The following is a 17,456-nucleotide window of genomic DNA, read 5'->3' as shown; positions in this document are numbered from 1 at the left end:
GATTCGTCCTGCTATTTTTGTTTGATGAAGATGTCTTCCAGTTTTTTTGGACGCTGATCGTCCAACCAGTTGAAGCCTGGTAATTTCTTTTCAGGTTCGGTAACTTCAGGTATTGGCACTAACTGCCCGTCGGGCGTGGTAACAAAAGCAATGCGCGTGACTTTGCTGTCCTGCAGTCGAATTTCGATGGTGCTGCTCTGCGCTTTGTTCAAACCAATAACACCCGTGTCGTCGCTGGCGTAATAAAGGCTTTGGCCGTTACCATCAACATCAATTTTGTAAAGTTGGTTTCCCCGGATGTATCCTTTCATGTTCCGCCCTTTGATTTGGTTAAACATGGCCGAGTCTTGCTGTGCAACAATGAAAGAGTTTTGGGTCATGGTGAATTCCTGGTTGATCGAATCTTTGGCCACCATTTCCATGTAGTTCGCCGTTAACTGATTGGTCTCAGACCAGATAATCGGATCGTGATGCAGGCACAAGGTCGAGTCGCGGGTGAAGTAAACCAGCGAATCGCATTTTCCCTGCAGATCCTGACGGAAAAACTTGACGTTGAAATACCCTTTAACGATTTTCTCGTCCGGTATTGAGTCCGGGAGTGTCCGAAGCGTGTCAGCGTGCATAAAAAGGGTGTCCTTTTGCGTATAAAACAGCACCAATGCCGAGTCATTCACCAGGGACTCTTTCCGAATGTCGTTGTAGGTAATCCGGTTTCCCTTTACAATCACCCGGTTTTTGAAATCATGAATGCTGGCATCGCCAACAGCCAGACCGTCGCCGCTAATTTTATTGTAGAAAATTGATTCGGCGGTGATATCTTGCCCTTCAGTTTTTATGATCGGGTATTTGTGAAGCTCCGTTTCGCCGGTTTTCGTATTGTAGAATCCGGAAGAGGCGATAAGCGTGTCTTTTTCGTCAAAAATAGTTGTTGGCCCTACGATGGACGTGATGCCGGTTTTAGGCTCATAGACCAAGGTATCCGACAGCATTTTGTAGGTGTCGGTCGTCACGTCAACTTCTGTCTTAAAATAGGCTTTGTCGAGTTGTGTATAGTATTCGCCAATTTTACTGTAGAGCGTGTTCGCGCTATCCTGCACGGTGCCGTAATCGTCGTAGTAACCCACACCCTGGTTCATGTCGTAGTTAAGCGTGTCGGTTGTTAAGGTGACCTGCTTATTGATCAGCTTTACATTCCCCGATGCGAAAGCCCATTTGGTATCTCCGTTATAGCGGACATATCGCGCGTACATATTGAGGGTGTCTGATTTCAGGATATGCACGCGGCCAAAAGCATCAACAATGTTGGTGTCGGTGTACATGTAAGCGCTGTCGCACCACATGCGGATATCCTCATGGTCGATGATGACATCGCCTAACAGCCGGTTCGCGTTTTTTACAATCTTTTGGTTGTTCTTCCAGGTTTCAGCCTGTACAATCTTCACTTCAGCCTTGTTTTGCGCCATAAGGCCAAAAGGCAAAGCAAAAAGTAGTAACAGGAGAAATTGAAGTTTGTGACCAGAATGAGACATGAGTCGGTTTAATTACAACAATTTAGCGATGAGCTGGTCAACCGAGATTCCCTCAGCTTCAGCTTTGTAGTTTTTGATGATCCGGTGACGAAGGATGTTTTTGGCAACGACCTGCACATCTTCAATGTCGGGTGAATATTTTCCGGAGACAGCCGCATTAGTTTTGGCACCCAGAATCAGGTACTGGGATGCTCGTGGGCCTGCTCCCCATTTCAAATATTTGTCGGCCAGCGGATCTGCCAATTCTGTTCCGGGCCGGGTCTTCGCAGCTAAAGTAACCGCATAGCGAAGTACATTGTCATTCACCGGAATCTTCAGAATCAGGTCCTGGAAATAGCGGATTTCGTCGGCGGAAATGATGGCTCTCAAATCTGCTTTTTGCGCTGACGTCGTGTTTTTCACAATTGTCAGCTCGTCGTCAAACTTGGGATAATCCAGCCAGATTGAAAACATGAAACGGTCGAGTTGCGCTTCGGGCAGGGGATAGGTTCCTTCCTGCTCGATTGGGTTTTGTGTAGCCAACACAAAAAATGGCTTATCGAGATTGAATCGTTGCCCTGCCGCAGTTACCGCTCTTTCCTGCATCGCTTCGAGCAAGGCAGCCTGAGTTTTTGGAGGCGTACGGTTAATTTCGTCGGCCAGAATGATGTTCGCAAACAAAGGGCCCTGGATAAACTTGAAATTGCGTTCCTTGTCCAGAATTTCCGTTCCGATAATATCCGATGGCATTAAGTCCGGAGTGAACTGAATGCGGTTATATTTCAGGTTAAAAACTTCAGCAATGGTATTCACCAACAAGGTTTTTGCCAGCCCGGGAACCCCAACCAGCAAACAGTGACCACGACTGAACATGGAGATCAGAACCTGATCAACAATTTCGTCCTGTCCATAGATGCGTTTCTTGACCTCTTCGCGCAGACTTTTCATCTTGGCGCTCAGGGTGTCAACTGCTTCTACCTCGTTTTTGAATTCTACCATAAAATGGTTATTTAATCCAGTTCTTGAACTTGTAGTTACAATTTACATAGGAATCGTCAATGCGGATATAAGTTTTTGATTGTCTTTCAGCAATCCACTTATTCAAAGCCTCGTCTTGCTTTTCTTTTAAATACATGTCCGACAATAACTGGTAATCGTCTTGAAGATTAGCGCGGTGTTCTTTCGAACGGTTGATCAACTTCACGATTTTGAAAACAGTTCGTTGTTTGTCGTCAATCGTTTGGAATGGATCAGAAATCTCGTTTTCCTTCAGGTTGTCGAGTACTTTACTCACATCAGGATCAAGTTCCTGCTTTTTCCATTTTGAAGACATGGTATATGGGTTGATGGCAATACCACCTCCGTTTCTTGAGTTTTTATCAGCCGAGAAGCGCATGGCAGCATCTTCAAATGTAATCTTATCGCGACGAATCAATGACGCAAGACTGTCAAGACGAGCTGAAGCATCTTCCAACGCCTGAGTTGAAGGTTTCGGTTTCAAGATGATGTGACGAGTGTTGATTTGCTCACCACGACGATCAACCAATTGGATGATGTGGTATCCGAAATCACTTTTCACAACGTTCGACACACGGTCTCCACGAAGGTTGAAAGCTGCTGCTGCGTAAGCCGGATCGAGTTGAGCGCGTCCCATGTAGCCTAATTCACCGCCGTTTGGCGCCGAAGGGCCTTCAGAGTATAGTACAGCCAAGGTTGCAAAGTTTTCGCCGTCTTCGATACGCTTCTTGAATTCACGTAAACGAGCTTTGATCCGGTTTTCTTCTTCGATGGAGATTGGAGGGAACAGGCTGATTTGCGCGTATTCAACCTGTGGTTCAACCATCGGCAAGTCATTCGGGTTCGAGTTCCGCACTTTATAACGTACTTCAGCCGGAGTAATCGTTACTTCACCGGTGATTTTATTTTGCATTTGGCTTGTCAGCAGTTGGTTTTTGATAACTTCCTGCAAACTCGCTTTGATTTCGATAATTGGTTTCTTGAAATAAGCTTCAACTGCTTTTTCAGAACCCAGGTTCTTGATAAAGTATTGCATCCGCTGGTCCAGCTGTTGGTTGATCTGGCTGTCGGTCACCGTGATGTTGGTGTCCAGTTCAGCTTCGGCTAACAGCAATTTTTCCACCAGAAAATCTTCCAGAATCTCACATTTCATGTCACCGTCGGTGGTCACACCCTGTGCCTGGTTGTTCATATACATCTCTTCAATGTCAGATTTCATGATGATGTTGCTACCTACTACGGCAACAATCTGATCAACAATCTTGTCTTGAGCAAATACGGTATAACTGCTTGTCAGGCAGGAAATCATGGTAAAAGCAGTCAATACTTTTCGGAACATATCGATCTATTTTTTTATATTATAAATTTTAAATTTATTCGATGCTAAGCCTTCTTTGTAGATGTCATCGTCAATATTCTTCAGAAATTCAATTTTACGTTCGTTCAAAAGAATATTCCGGATTTCCTGGCTGACAAACTCAACGGGTGCGTTTTCGCCTTTCTGCCGAAAATCCAGGATACAAATAAAGTAATAATAATCTGTATCGCTACTTTCAATAAACTTGTTTCTTCTTAAAATTTGTTGATCTATGTTAATTTCTTCGGGAACTTGCACGGCTATTTTGTCCCAGCTTACCCACTTGTCGTCGAAACGATCGAACACTTTGGCGTACTGTATGCCGTATTCGCTTATTGGTGTTAAGTTGTCAGTATCAGCTTCTTTGCAGAGTGTTTTCAGAAGTTCGGCATTGGCAACTTCCAGCGGAATTTTCAAATAAACAGCTTTAACAATATCGTTAGTTAGTTTGTAGCGGTCGAGGTGAAGGCTGTAGTAGGCGTTCACATCCGAATCACTAATGATGGTGTCCATTTTCTGAGCCATCAATTCTTTTTTGTACCGGTAGGTGAGAAGCGAGTTGCGGTATTCTTTGAGCTCCTGGTCAACATTTTTCTGTTCGTCCGTCAGGTTTTGCTCAGCGTTCATAATGACGAGTTCGTTTTGTACCCATTTGCGCACAAAGTCGTCGACCCAGAGCGTACTGTCGCCGCCTTTCAGGTTTTTCGGAACCACTTTGGCTAAATCTTCCCAATACAGGTACGATTCTCCAACCTGTGCAACCGTTGTTTTTTCAATCTCTTTAGGCTGGCATGCTGTCATAACGACGCAGCAAATCAAAAAAAAGTAAATTCTGTTCCTCATTTTATGTTTTCAATCGATTTTAAAACTTTCTTGTTTACCCGGATTTTGTGAGCTCTTCGCAAGTCTGCAACCCATTCTTGCTCCAGTTCATCCTGGTAGGCCGAAAGGTATTGTCCCCGAGCTTCTTCAAGTGTTTTAGGTGATGGTGGTACAAGGTCGCCGCGCACGAAATAAAGGCCGTCTTTAAAGTTCTGCGGCTTGGTCCCGTCCCAAACGAGATAGTCGACCAAATCATTTGTTCCGCGTGCAAATATACCTTTTTGTACGAAAGCTTGATTCTGAAACCGGATATTCAGCAGATCCGTTAGTTCTTCTTTCGAAAGCTTATCATCCTCTTCAAATATATCATCAATGTAATCTCTGATTTCCTGGTTCTCGCAGCGAATGGCCCATCCTTCAAAGCGCTCATCCCATTTTACCAGATCATTGTGTTGCGCGTAGAACTGTTGCAGGCCCAAAGTATCCGTGGCCGCTTTCTCCCAGACTTTTTCCTCCGAAAGGTTGAACAGCAAAATGCCATCGTAATATTCCTGAACGAGGTAACGAAAGTCGGGATATTTCGACTCAAGTTGGTCGTTTTCGAACTGCAGCAGCGTTTCATTTACAAATTGAATGTAGTAGTGGTTGGCTTGCTGCCGGATGTCTTGAGTCGAATTGAAATTTTTTGTGTTTAGGTAATCGATAAAATTTTGTTGTGAGATTTGAACGCTGTCAAATTGAAACAGAAGCTCGTCTGTTCCGAGCGAAACAGACCCTTTGTTTTTATCAAATTCTTGCGGGAATATCTCTATTATCGCAACCTTCGCAGGAATATTCTCTTCAAACTGGTATTCATCTTTCAGGTGCTGGATAAATAACTCCTGGTTGTGTTCGGTGATGACGGGATTGTTACGAACTTTCTCGGTTAAGAGGGATTTTGATTCTTCAAATGTTGGAATGGGTTGCCGGTCGAGCAGTTTTATCAAGTGCAGGCCGTAGGGGGTACGAACCACCGGCGAAATATCACCATTATTCTTGAGCTTTAATGCCGCTTCGGCAAATTCGGGCACCATTTCAGTCGCAGTAAACCAAGGCAGTACGCCCCCGTTCATAGCGGTTTGTTTGTCGTCAGAATACCGTCGGGCCAATTCCGTGAATGAAGCTCCATTGTCCAGCAAAGTTTTGAGACTGTCCATTTCAGCCATTGCACGGGCAACCAAATCGTCAGGGGCAGCAGGTGAGAGGCGTTTCATAATGTGGGCAACCTGGAGCTTACCTGCAGCCGGCCGTTTGTCTTCGAGTCGGATCAGGTGAAAGCCAAATTTGGTTCGCACTGGCATCGAAAGTTCGCCTGTTTTTAAGCTGAACGCGGCGTCTTCAAATTCGGGTACCATTTGGAATCCGGTGAAATATCCCAGCAGACCATTGTTTTGGGCGGCCGATGGATCGTTCGAAAACTGGCGTGCCATTTCCCCGAAATCAGCACCATCCAGAATCTGTTGACGTATCTTCAGACATTTTTGGTAAGCGGCGTCCACATCGGCTGGCAGAGCATCGAGTGAAACGGCAATCAGGATGTGACTGGCTTTCACTTCGGTTGTCATACGGTCGTAGGCCTGATGCAGCGATTCATCATTGATATTGGAATAGCTCAAATAGGGTTTGGCTACCTGATTCCTGTATTGTTTGAATTCTTTTTGGAAAGAAGCCACGGTGTCCATTTTCAATTCTTTGGCTTCCATTACTTTCAGCTTGTAGTTTATGAACAACTCGAGGTACACTTCAGGGCTCTTCTTTAAACTGTCGTCCTGAAGATTTTTGTTGTTTTTCTGGTACAGCCGAACAAATTCATCCTTTGTAATCGGTGTGTCATCAATCGTCAGCAGAATCTCGTCGGATTGCTGTGCAAATAAAGTAAGTGGAGCCAGAAGTAACAGCAGGAGTGCTCCAACCAGGTATTTTCTTGTTTTCAACTCAGAGCGCTTAAAATTCATATCATTTTATAGGCGAGAACTGTAGTTTGGAGACTCGCGGGTAATGGTTACATCGTGCGGGTGACTTTCCTGCACACCGTTGTTGGTAATGCGCGTAAATTTAGCTTGTTTCAGTTCTTCAAGGTTTTTGGCCCCGCAGTAGCCCATGCCCGAGCGAAGTCCCCCGATTAATTGGTAAAGCACTTCGTAAAGCGATCCTTTAAAAGGTACACGGGCAGTAATTCCTTCGGGAACCAGTTTTTTTACGTCATCTTCCACATCCTGAAAATAACGGTCTTTCGAGCCGGCTTGCATTGCTTCAACAGAGCCCATGCCGCGATAGGTCTTAAATTTTCGACCCTGGAAAATGATGGTTTCACCGGGCGATTCTTCCACACCGGCAAACAACGAACCAGCCATGATGCAGCTAGCTCCGGCTGCCAATGCTTTTACAATATCACCCGAGTAACGGATGCCACCATCGGCAATAACCGGAATTTTGCTGTGCTTTAAAGCTTTTGCTACGCTGTAGATTGCTGAAAGCTGCGGAATTCCAACACCGGCAACCACGCGGGTTGTACAGATCGATCCAGGCCCGATTCCAACTTTCACAGCATCGGCACCCGCAAGTACCATGTCGGTAGCTGCTTCGGCTGTGGCAATATTCCCGGCAACAATATCGATTTCCGGATATTTTTGTTTGGCCTTTCTCAGCAAGTCGAGCACACCTTTCGAATGCCCGTGTGCGGTGTCGATAACAATGGCGTCCACCTGGGCTTTCACGAGCTCATCAATACGGTCGAAGGTATCGGAAGCCAGACCAACTCCTGCAGCGACACGCAGACGACCTTTCGCATCCTTGCATGCCAGTGGTTTGTCTTTTGCTTTTGTAATATCTTTATAGGTAACCAGCCCGATCAAGCGGTTCGACTTATCGACGACCGGTAGTTTTTCAATTTTGTGCTTTTGCAGTATTTCCGCCGCCCGCATCAAATCGGTCGACTCGGTTGTGTAAATCAAATTTTTCGAGGTCATCACTTCGGCCACCGGCTTTTGCAGGTCGGTTTCGAAGCGAAGATCCCGATTAGTCACGATTCCAACTAATTTTCGATCGCCATCAACCACGGGGATACCACCAATTTTATAGGTTCTCATCAGTTCCAGCGCGTCCAAAACCTTCTTTTCTTTTTCGATGGTTATGGGGTCGTAGATCATGCCGTTTTCAGCCCTTTTCACTGAAATAACCTGTCGGGCTTGCTCCTCAATCGACATATTTTTGTGAATTACCCCGATGCCACCTTCGCGCGCAATGGCAATGGCCATGGGGGCTTCGGTTACTGTATCCATCGCTGCAGTTACGATTGGCGTGTTTAATTGGATGGATTGTGAGAATTTGGAATTCAGATTGACATCGCGTGGTAGTACTTCAGAGTAGGCGGGAATCAGTAAAACATCATCGAATGTCAATCCCTCAGATATTACTTTGTCGGCAAAAAATGGCATTGTCATTATTGTTAGATGTGTATATGATCTCAAAACTACGAAAAATAAACGGATATTGTCTTTATTTGCAATTTGTAGCTGAAGGATAAAAAGCATAATTTTCATCCGAAATAGTATTAAAACAGAACTCCGAATTTAACGTGTCTATTTACAGAAGCATACTCCAAAAACACTGGGGATATCCCAATTTCAGACCTTTGCAGGAGGAGATTATCGAATCGGTTGCTGCCGGGAAGGACACGCTTGGCTTGATGCCAACCGGCGGCGGAAAATCGGTGACTTTCCAGGTTTATAGTTTGTCGAAACCCGGTATTTGTTTGGTGGTTACGCCGTTGATTTCGCTGATGAAAGACCAGGTGGAGAATCTCCAAAAGAAGGGAATCCGGGCACTGGCAATTCACTCCGGAATGAGTCAGCAGGAAGTAAAGCTGGCTTTTGACAGCGCTGCCTGGGGTGATTACAAGTTTCTTTATCTATCGCCCGAACGAGTCGGTACCGAACGTTTCAAAGAGCGGCTGCAACAAATGGAAGTGAACCTGATTGCAGTTGACGAAGCGCACTGTATTTCGCAGTGGGGCTATGATTTTCGGCCTTCGTACCGACGCATAAAAGAGCTGCGGGACTTGCTGCCCAAAGTGCCGATTTTGGCGCTTACAGCGACTGCGACGCCAGTCGTCGTAAAGGACATTCAGCAGCAATTGCAGTTTAAAAAGGAGAATGTGCTGCAAAAGAGCTTTTTCCGTGACAACCTGACTTATCTGGTTCGCGAGCGGGAAGACAAGATGCAGTATTTGCTGCAATCGGTTCAGCGAGCCAAAGGAACCGGCATCGTGTATGTCCGAAGCCGAAAGCTGACGCGGGAAATCTCGGACTACCTCCGGCAGAACAAAGTGTCGGCTGATTATTACCATGCCGGCTTATCGGGCGTTAGCCGGGCGCAGAAACAGGAGGACTGGAAGAGTGGCAAAACGCGGGTGATTGTGGCAACCAACGCGTTTGGGATGGGAATTGACAAATCGGATGTGCGCTTTGTGATTCATATGGGGCCGCCGGACTCGCCCGAAGCCTATTTTCAAGAGGCAGGTCGTGCCGGGCGGGACGAGAAGCGGGCTTTCGCTGTGCTAATTGCTGCCAAGTCGGATGAGCGTAGCTTGAAAGGGCAGGTTGAGAAGTCGTTTCCGCCGGTTGATGTCATTCGTCGGGTTTACCAGGCGTTGTGTAACTACTTTCAACTGGCAATTGGTTACGGTAAGGATCAGATACTGGCTTTCAAAATCGGGGATTTTGCCAGCCGTTACAATATGCAAATTCAGACGGTGCTGGCATGTCTGAAGATTTTACAGCGCGAGGGCTACCTGGAGCTGACGGAAGAGCTGGATAATCCGTCGCGAGTACATTTTACAGTAGGACGTGACGAGCTGTACAGGTTCCAGGTGGCAAATGCGAATTTCGATGGATTTCTGAAATTGCTGCTGCGGTCGTACTCGGCGCTTTTCACCAATTATGTGAACATTGACGAAGATATGCTGGCCAAACGGGCCAACATCACAACTGAAGCTGTCGGGCGTTTCCTCACGATGCTGAGTTCGCACCGGGTTATTCATTACATACCCCGCAAGAAAACGCCGTATGTCATTTTTAACAAAGAGCGGATTGAGCCCGAGCGGCTTAAAATATCGAAGGAAAACTACACCGACCGGAAAGACGACTACCAGCGACGAATTGATGCCATGTTGAACTATTCGTTTGGTCGGTTGAAATGCCGCAGCCAGATTTTGCTGGAATATTTTGGCGAGGAAAGCTCGGTGCGCTGCGGAAAATGCGATGTGTGCATGGAACAAAATCAATTGGGATTGAGCCAGCTTGAACTCGACCGGATTGGCGACCAACTGAAAGAACTGCTGGAGGAACCCTGCTTGTTTGAAGAGCTGATTTTCAAAATAGATAAAAACGAAGACGAGCTGATTAGCGTGATTCGTTGGATGATTGATAACGGCAAAATTGTGCACCGGATTGACAACAAGCTGGAGTGGGTGAAAACGGAATAGTCGCTTTTTTCGTTTGTATCAGGGAGCAAAATCGTTAATATTGCATTCCACAGCCTTACAATTCATCATAATTCAATCGAAAATCAGACTATTTTAATGCATATGAAACGATTAAACATTCTCGTTGCGCTTATATTTTTCACTCTCGCGGTTTCGGCGCAAAAAATTACCCAAAAAGAAGTTGACGATCAGTTAAAAGAATTGCCTTTTGAGTCCTTCAAAATAAAACTCCCGACTTTTCCCGACCGGACATTCAATATTGTGGAACAGGGAGCGGTTGGCTATGGTGTTTTCAAGAATACGCAGATCATAAACAGTGCGATTCAGGAATGCTCAAAAGCCGGTGGGGGAACTGTTGTTGTTCCTGCCGGGATTTTTGTGACCGGCCCTATTACGATGGCCAGCCATGTGAATTTGCATTTGGAAGCCGGGGCGGTGATCTTGTTCAGTGGCGATTCGGAAGACTATCCCCTGGATTTTTCTTCTAGTGGAAAAGCCAGTATGCCTTCTTTAATCAGTGGCTCTGATTTGGTCGATGTAGCCATTACCGGAGACGGCGTAATTAACGGAAATGGAGATAAATGGCGACCTGTAAAAAAGGAAAAGCGGACAGAAAAGCAATGGAAAGAGCTGGTGAAAAGTGGTGGTGAGTTGAGTGATGACGAAAAAATATGGTTTCCGCAGAAAGGAACGCAAGCAGCCATTGACCTGAAAAAGGGCATGAAAGAGTCGAAAATGACCAGGGAAGATTGGGAGAAAGTCCGTTTAACCCTGCGTTCGTACACGCTGAATGTGGAGGAAACGAAAAATATGCTTGTTGAAGGTATCACGCTGATGAATTCGCCACACATTACCAACATGCTGCGCAGTATTGATGGTTTGGTAATGCACGATGTGAAGGTGTTGAACGAATGGTGGTACCAGAATGCAGATGGTTTAGATATTTCACGTTGCCAAAATGTGCTGTTGTATAATTGCACGGTAAATACGGGTGACGACGGCATTTGTATGAAATCCAGCGGTAAAAAAGAAGGCGAATTCCGACTCGAGAATATCGTTATCAAAGACTGCAAGGTTTTTCACGGTCATGGTGGTTTTGTGATCGGAAGTAACACGGATGGAGGCATGAACAACATCTACGTCAAAAACCTGAGCTGCAGCATGACTGACATTGGCCTGCGTTTTAAATCGGACGTGACGCGCGGCGGAAAAGTTACCAATGTTTACATTGAGGATGTGTACATGACCAACCTGATCGGTGAGGCGATTTCGTTCAACCTGGATTATAAAGACAATGCTGCAATACCCGTGAATATTGATGCTTCGAAGTTTTTGGCTCCAGATTTTGACGGTTTGCATTTCAAAAATATTTATTGCTACGGGGCAGAGAAGGCTGCTGTGCTTGGCGGCGTAAATGCCGATTTGAATGTGAAGAATGTGACCTTTGAAAATATGTTGCTGCAAACACGTGAAGGTTTTGAAGCCATCCGAAGTGAAGGAATCAGCTTGAAAAATGTGACCGTGGAGCCTGAAAGAGGCCCAGCTTTTCTGCTCGAAGATGTTAGCAATTTTTCATTTGAAAACATGCATGCTTCAACCGAAAAACTGGTGCAAGTGAAAGGGGCAGAAACATCAGCGCTCAAAATCAAATCATCCGGATTGACGGCTGAAAACATTGAATTCGCCGACGGAGCTGATCCAAAGGTTTTGGATGTGAAATAGGAAATCCATATAAAAGATAAACGCAGGCTGTCGGAATCACCGATGGCCTGTTTTGTTTTGAAATGGCCAAGTTGTTTTGTTTCATGCTTTGTTAGCATCTATTAACGAGATGTTCTAAACCTTTTTAAACCTTTGGAAGTTTCTAATGTCATACATTCAATTAAATCACTTCAATAACAATTTATTATGAAGAAATTAAGCCTGCTTTTTGCGTTTGTAGCCGTTGCTATTGCCAGTCAGGCTGGCGGTAACAATGATGAAGAAAGTAAAATCACATACCCGATGCCTCAAAAGGTAAAAGCGGTAATGGAAAGTAAATGTTTTGAATGCCACAATGATGCCGGCCGTAGCGACAAGGCAAAAAAGGGCTTAAACTTCAGTACGTTGGACGGTTTTACAAACATCGAGAAAATAGCGACCCTGAGCGAAGTTAAAAAAGAAGTGAGCGAGGGTGAAATGCCACCTCAAAAATTCCTGGAGAAACACCCGGAAGCTGCATTGACTCCGGATGAGACCAAACTTTTGGTTGATTGGGTGCAAAAAGAATCGAAGGCTTTATTGAAGAAAAAATAGCTTTCTTTGCAGCGCATTCCTTCACGCGTGAAATTTTGATGAAATGAAAAAGATTATTCGGATTTTATTTTTGGTACTGGTTGTTGGCATTATCGTGATTCAGTTTTTCCAACCTGAAAAGAATTTGGGAAAGATGACAACAGATCACATGTTTTTGCAAACCAAGGTGCCGGAATCGGTGCAGTTGACGCTGAAAAAGGCGTGTTTGGATTGTCATTCAAACCAGACACACTACCAGTGGTATCACAAATTTGCCCCGGTTTCGTGGTTCATTTCAAACCACATCCAGGAAGGAAAACATGAGTTGAATCTGTCGGAATGGCGACCAATTTCAACGATGGACAAAATCGGGAAACTGGAAGACATGAAAAAAGAAGTACAGGAAGGCAAAATGCCGCTGAAGTCATACACGCTGATTCATGCGGATGCGCGCCTCTCGGAGGTTGAAAAGCAATCATTGATTCAATGGATTGAATCGTACCAGGAAGACTTGGTGCTGGAAGCGACGGAATAGTCAATATAAATTGAGATAATGAGCAGGGCTCCAAAATGATGTGGTCCTGCTTTTTTATGTGCCGCATTGAAATTTTTTTCAAGCAACTTGATCATGAAGTTTCGGTCAGAACGAGGAAACTTATCTTAGCTCAGTTTTAAATTCGTTGTTCTTTCGAAATGATATTGCAACAGCTTCGAATTTAATTCGCTCTCTTAATTTAAATCTTATTATTTTTGCGGGATATATTGCATTTCATTCTATGTCAGAAGATCAGTTTAATCAGTTGGTTTATTCCAAACAAGTCATCGAATTTGTGACTGTTGCCAACGAGTATTGTAAGTTTGTAGAGTCGGCCGGTGCGATGGGCGCCAAAGACATGCTTTCGAAAATCCAGAAAATTCTCCCCTTAGTTTATTTGAAGGCGACGCTTTTGCCCGATTTCGAAAGTTCGGAAGAGTTGGCCCTGGAGAAGTTTGTATCGGAGGTGGACTACAATTACCTGCAACAACGAATTATGAATCTGTTGGGCGCGCACGACGATTACTACGAAGTGTTTGATCAGGATATGCAATTTAGTGAGACACCGTTAACTGCAAGTATTTCTGAAAATCTCACGGACGTGTACCAGGATTTGAAGGATTTTGTGCTTTCGTACCGAACCGGCGATGAGTTGGTGATGCAGGAAGCCTTGTGGGAATGCGTGGATAATTTTAAAAATTACTGGGGGCAAAAGCTGGTGAATAGCCTTCGCGCTGTGCATACTTTGGTTTACAGCGATGTCGATTTCGAAGAGGATATTAAAATTCCTTCGGACGATGAAGAAGAAACCAGCAAACCGGCATGGTTGAAAAATTTGTTTAACGATCCGATGGATTAGCACGAACAAACGACTACACGACCAGGCGCCGTATTTATGAATCTAAAAGACGAGTGACAATAGATGTTTCAGGAGAGTATTACGAAAGAAGAATTGGACGACCTTCCTCAAAAAGCGTTTGATGGAGAGATAACTGTTGTGGATAATTTCGCGCAGCTGAAGGAAGCTGTGTCTTATTTGTCGCAATCGGAAGTTTTGGGATTCGATACGGAAACCAAACCATCATTTAAGCGGGGACAGGTGAATAAAGTAGCTTTGCTGCAGTTATCGAACTCTGAGCGGGCATTTCTATTTCAACTGCACAAAGTGGGTCTTCCGGACGATTTGAAGACGCTGCTCTCTGATTCAAATATTTTAAAAGTCGGCGTGGCAATACGCGATGACGTAAAGGCGCTGCAACGGCTCAGCCATTTCAAGGCGGCTGGTTTTGTTGAACTGCAGGAAAAAGTAAAAGGTTTCGGTATTCAGGATTTCAGCCTGAAGAAAATAGCCGGAATTGTCCTTGGAGTTCGTATTTCCAAATCGCAACGTTTAACCAATTGGGAGGCCGATAATTTATCTGAAGGCCAGCAAACTTACGCCGCAACTGACGCTTGGGTTGCGCACGAAATTTTTTATTCATTAACAGAAGCTCAATCATGACAAATATTCGCGCTACCGTTGTTCTTAGCAAAGGAAAAGAACAATCACTGAAGCGTTTTCACCCCTGGGTTTTTTCAGGGGCGATCAAAAAAATCAGTTCAGAAGTTCAGGAAGGGGACTTGGTTCGTGTTGTGTCCAATTCCAACGAATTCCTGGGAATTGGCCATTACCAGATCGGCTCCATTGCCGTGCGTATTTTGAGCTTCAAAGACGTTGAAATCGATCGCAGTTTTTGGAAGCAACTACTGGGCGAGGCTGTAAATCTGCGGGCTTCGCTGGGGCTGCTCGACAATCAATCAACAAACGTTTTTCGCCTGGTTCATGGCGAAGGCGATGGTTTGCCCGGCCTAATCATCGATTTTTATAACGGAACAGCCGTTTACCAGGCACACTCGGTGGGCATGTACCACATTCGCGTCGAGTTAGCGGATATTCTGAAGGAATTGTTGGGCGACAAGCTCATTGCTGTGTACGATAAAAGTGATAAAACTTTGCCGTTCAAAGCCGACATTCAACCTGAAAATGGTTACCTGCTGGGTACTTCGGAGCCGACGATCGTAAAAGAATACGACAACCAGTTCCGCGTTGACTGGGTTGAAGGGCAGAAGACCGGTTTCTTTGTCGACCAGCGGGAGAACCGTCGCTTGGTGCGCGAATTCTCGGAAAACCGCGATGTGCTGAACATGTTCTGTTACAGCGGAGGCTTTTCGTTTTATGCCATGCAGGGGAATGCAAGATTGGTGCATTCTGTTGACGCTTCGGCCAAAGCAATTGACCTTACCCGCCAGAACGTTGGTCTGAACTTCCCGGATGATGCCCGTCACGAAGCATACGTGGCCGACGCCTTCGAATTCATGCGCGATATCAAAGATAAATACGACCTGATTATTCTTGATCCGCCGGCATTTGCCAAACATCGCAATGCCTTGCACCAGGCCCTTCAGGCTTACAAGCGTTTAAATGCGAGAGCGTTCGAACAGATTCGTCCGGGCGGAATTGTGTTCACTTTTAGCTGTTCACAGGTGGTTACAAAGGATAAATTTCGGGAAGCAGTCTTCTCCGGAGCCGCTATTTCGGGCCGAAAAGTAAGAATATTACATCAATTAACTCAGCCGGCCGATCATCCCGTAAATATCTATCATCCTGAGGGTGAGTACTTAAAGGGGCTTGTTCTTTATGTCGATTAAACATTGGAGGCAATAAAATTTAATTCCTGTCAATAATTCATAAAAAATATCGGACTTGCGCTTGCGGATTCAAAACTATCTTTAAATTTGTATTCAGCTATGGTGTAATGACTTGTAATAAATGAACAGGAAAGTAACCTGCCTTCCGGTACAAAAATTACCTTCATGACCAGATTCTTTGAACAATTGTATTTTTATTAAGGTAGGGTCAATGCTTTTTGGTTCAGGTGATTTTATAAAATTGAAATAATTTCTCTCCGTTTCTCAAATTCCTTGATTTTACCTCATGTGTTTTTATTTTTTAATTTTTATTTTTTCCAAATTATGAACATTTACGTAGGTAATTTAAACTACACACTTAAAGAAGAAGATGTTGCAGAATTGTTTGCAGCATACGGAGAAGTTGTTTCTGTAAAACTTGTAAAAGATCGTGAAACCGGTCGTGCTAAAGGATTCGGTTTCGTTGAAATGGCCGATGATGAAGAAGGTGCAGCTGCAATCGCTAAATTAGACGGTGCAGATGTTCAAGGTCGTAACATCAAAGTAAATGAGGCTAAGCCGAGAGAAAACACCGGTGGTGGTGGTTTCAACAGCAGACCTCGTCGTGAAGGTGGTTTCCAACGTCAAGGCGGTGGCGGCTTCAACAGAGGCGGCGGTGGTTATGACAGAGACAGAGGACACGGTGGCGGTGATCGCTTTAACAGAAATAGCGATGGTGGCCGTCCTCAAAGACGTGAACGCTACTAAGAAGCCATTAGGCTGTGAAGATATAATCGCCGGGATGATCCCGGCGATTTTTTTTGCTTAAAATTTGTCGTTGATCAATTGGCAAATTTCTTCCAGGAAAGTCTGGTCGTCTTTTGTAAACGGGGCAGGTGAGTGGCTGTCGATATCGAGTTCGGCAACAAAACGCCCGTTTCTCATTACCGGTACAACAATCTCCGATTGGACATCGAGCCCACAGGAGATGTAGTTTTCAACCTGGGTGACATCCTGTACAATCATGGTCTCTTCGCGTTCGGCTACCTGTCCGCAAATGCCTTTTCCAATGGCAATATGTGTATGTTCAGTTGGCTTTCCAACGTAAGGGCCCAATACCAATCCTCCGTTTTCGAGCACATAAAAGCCAACCCAATCGTAATGGTACACTTGCTCTTTTAATGTTTGGCAAATTTGGAACAACAGGTCGTTGGGATTTTCATCAACTAACTTCTTGATTGTGTCCAAACAAGCTTTGAATTCTGTCTTCATTCGTTCTATTTAATAACCATTTGATGTTCGTGGGTAATCTTCTCGCAGTATTTACATTTTAAAGCCAGCGGACTCTTCTGTACCACTTTGAACGAGGTCAGCACTTCCTCGTTGTTGGTGATGCATTTGGGGTTGAAGCATTTAACGATGCCAATAACCTGGTCCGGCACTTCGACTACCTTTTTCTCCACAACCTCGTAATCGCGGATAATGTTCAGCTTGGCGTTCGGCGCAATCAAGGCAATCCGGTTAATGTCGTCGTTGGCAAAAAACTGGTTCGAAACCTTGATGATCGCTTTGCGACCTTGTTTCTCACTGTCGAGATTCGCCCCGAAAGTAATCATGTTGGTCGTTTTGTCGAGTTCCAGGATGGAGATCACCTCGAACAACACCTCAGAAGGAATGTGATCGATCACAGTGCCCTCGCTGATGGCACTCACTTTCAGTTTTAGTTTCTTTTTTATTTTGTCGCTCATGGCT

General features: G+C 44.9%; 16 protein-coding genes. 8 read left to right on the top strand and 8 right to left on the bottom strand.

The annotated features are described in order from the left end of the window. Positions 1 to 11 precede the first annotated feature (11 nt). The 6 genes from BC643_RS02420 to guaB all read right to left on the bottom strand — a co-directional run bounded on the left by BC643_RS02420 (position 12) and on the right by guaB (position 8,180). Entirely contained in the window at positions 12 to 1,442 is a 1,431-nt protein-coding gene (locus tag BC643_RS02420; RefSeq protein ID WP_170154428.1) for an OstA-like protein, read from the bottom strand. Between the two features lie 99 nt (positions 1,443 to 1,541). After that, positions 1,542 to 2,507 carry an AAA family ATPase gene (locus tag BC643_RS02415; RefSeq protein WP_120271578.1) on the bottom strand — a complete coding sequence of 322 codons (966 nt, stop codon included), beginning with the start codon at positions 2,505 to 2,507 and terminating at the stop codon, positions 1,542 to 1,544. A gap of 7 nt (positions 2,508 to 2,514) precedes the next feature. Then, positions 2,515 to 3,864: a peptidylprolyl isomerase gene (locus BC643_RS02410; RefSeq protein WP_120271577.1), complete on the bottom strand. Its 1,350-nt coding sequence runs from the start codon at positions 3,862 to 3,864 to the stop codon at positions 2,515 to 2,517. 6 nt (positions 3,865 to 3,870) lie between these two features. Further along, complete coding sequence (locus BC643_RS02405) at positions 3,871 to 4,725, bottom strand: hypothetical protein (protein WP_147377112.1); 855 nt, start codon at positions 4,723 to 4,725, stop codon at positions 3,871 to 3,873. Further along, positions 4,722 to 6,698 carry a peptidylprolyl isomerase gene (locus BC643_RS02400; RefSeq protein ID WP_120271575.1) on the bottom strand — a complete coding sequence of 659 codons (1,977 nt, stop codon included), beginning with the start codon at positions 6,696 to 6,698 and terminating at the stop codon, positions 4,722 to 4,724. Before BC643_RS02400 ends, BC643_RS02405 begins: the two co-directional genes overlap by 4 nt. Before the next feature lie 6 nt (positions 6,699 to 6,704). Next, entirely contained in the window at positions 6,705 to 8,180 is a 1,476-nt protein-coding gene (guaB, locus tag BC643_RS02395; protein WP_120274106.1) for an IMP dehydrogenase, read from the bottom strand. 140 nt (positions 8,181 to 8,320) lie between these two features. Here guaB and BC643_RS02390 point away from each other — a divergent pair, with 140 nt between their 5' ends. The 8 genes from BC643_RS02390 (at position 8,321) to BC643_RS02355 (ending at position 16,472) form a co-directional block, all read left to right on the top strand. Beyond that, a complete protein-coding gene (locus tag BC643_RS02390; protein ID WP_120271574.1) occupies positions 8,321 to 10,228 on the top strand; it encodes a RecQ family ATP-dependent DNA helicase in 1,908 nt (635 codons plus the stop codon). A gap of 102 nt (positions 10,229 to 10,330) precedes the next feature. Beyond that, positions 10,331 to 11,950: a glycoside hydrolase family 28 protein gene (locus tag BC643_RS02385; protein ID WP_170154427.1), complete on the top strand. Its 1,620-nt coding sequence runs from the start codon at positions 10,331 to 10,333 to the stop codon at positions 11,948 to 11,950. Positions 11,951 to 12,136: 186 nt separating this feature from the next. Continuing rightward, positions 12,137 to 12,523, top strand: a complete 387-nt coding sequence (locus BC643_RS02380) for a heme-binding domain-containing protein (RefSeq protein WP_120271572.1) — start codon at positions 12,137 to 12,139, stop codon at positions 12,521 to 12,523. Positions 12,524 to 12,566: 43 nt separating this feature from the next. Next, the gene (locus tag BC643_RS02375) at positions 12,567 to 13,037 is read left to right on the top strand and encodes a heme-binding domain-containing protein (RefSeq protein ID WP_120271571.1); all 471 of its coding nucleotides are present in this window, start codon (positions 12,567 to 12,569) and stop codon (positions 13,035 to 13,037) included. Between the two features lie 241 nt (positions 13,038 to 13,278). After that, on the top strand, positions 13,279 to 13,896 hold the full coding sequence (locus tag BC643_RS02370; protein WP_120271570.1) for a DUF5063 domain-containing protein: 618 nt from the start codon (positions 13,279 to 13,281) through the stop codon (positions 13,894 to 13,896). A 63-nt stretch (positions 13,897 to 13,959) separates the two neighbouring features. Beyond that, positions 13,960 to 14,538 carry a 3'-5' exonuclease gene (locus BC643_RS02365; RefSeq protein WP_120271569.1) on the top strand — a complete coding sequence of 193 codons (579 nt, stop codon included), beginning with the start codon at positions 13,960 to 13,962 and terminating at the stop codon, positions 14,536 to 14,538. Further along, a complete protein-coding gene (locus BC643_RS02360) occupies positions 14,535 to 15,725 on the top strand; it encodes a class I SAM-dependent rRNA methyltransferase (RefSeq protein ID WP_120271568.1) in 1,191 nt (396 codons plus the stop codon). Before BC643_RS02365 ends, BC643_RS02360 begins: the two co-directional genes overlap by 4 nt. A gap of 324 nt (positions 15,726 to 16,049) precedes the next feature. Next, positions 16,050 to 16,472 (top strand): RNA recognition motif domain-containing protein, encoded by a 423-nt coding sequence (locus BC643_RS02355; RefSeq protein WP_120271567.1) that lies wholly within the window; start codon positions 16,050 to 16,052, stop codon positions 16,470 to 16,472. Positions 16,473 to 16,529: 57 nt separating this feature from the next. Here the strand turns inward: BC643_RS02355 and BC643_RS02350 are convergent, their stop codons facing one another. After that, positions 16,530 to 16,976, bottom strand: coding sequence for a GAF domain-containing protein (locus tag BC643_RS02350; RefSeq protein ID WP_120271566.1), 447 nt, complete (start codon positions 16,974 to 16,976; stop codon positions 16,530 to 16,532). A 5-nt stretch (positions 16,977 to 16,981) separates the two neighbouring features. Further along, on the bottom strand, positions 16,982 to 17,452 hold the full coding sequence (gene pyrI / locus BC643_RS02345) for an aspartate carbamoyltransferase regulatory subunit (protein ID WP_120271565.1): 471 nt from the start codon (positions 17,450 to 17,452) through the stop codon (positions 16,982 to 16,984). Between the last annotated feature and the right edge of the window lie 4 nt (positions 17,453 to 17,456).

The sequence above is a fragment of the Mangrovibacterium diazotrophicum genome, assembly GCF_003610535.1.
Classification (GTDB): Bacteria; Bacteroidota; Bacteroidia; order Bacteroidales; family Prolixibacteraceae; genus Mangrovibacterium; species Mangrovibacterium diazotrophicum.
The sequence above is the reverse complement of the archived record's forward strand: the minus strand, read 5'-3'. Positions and strand labels throughout refer to the sequence as shown.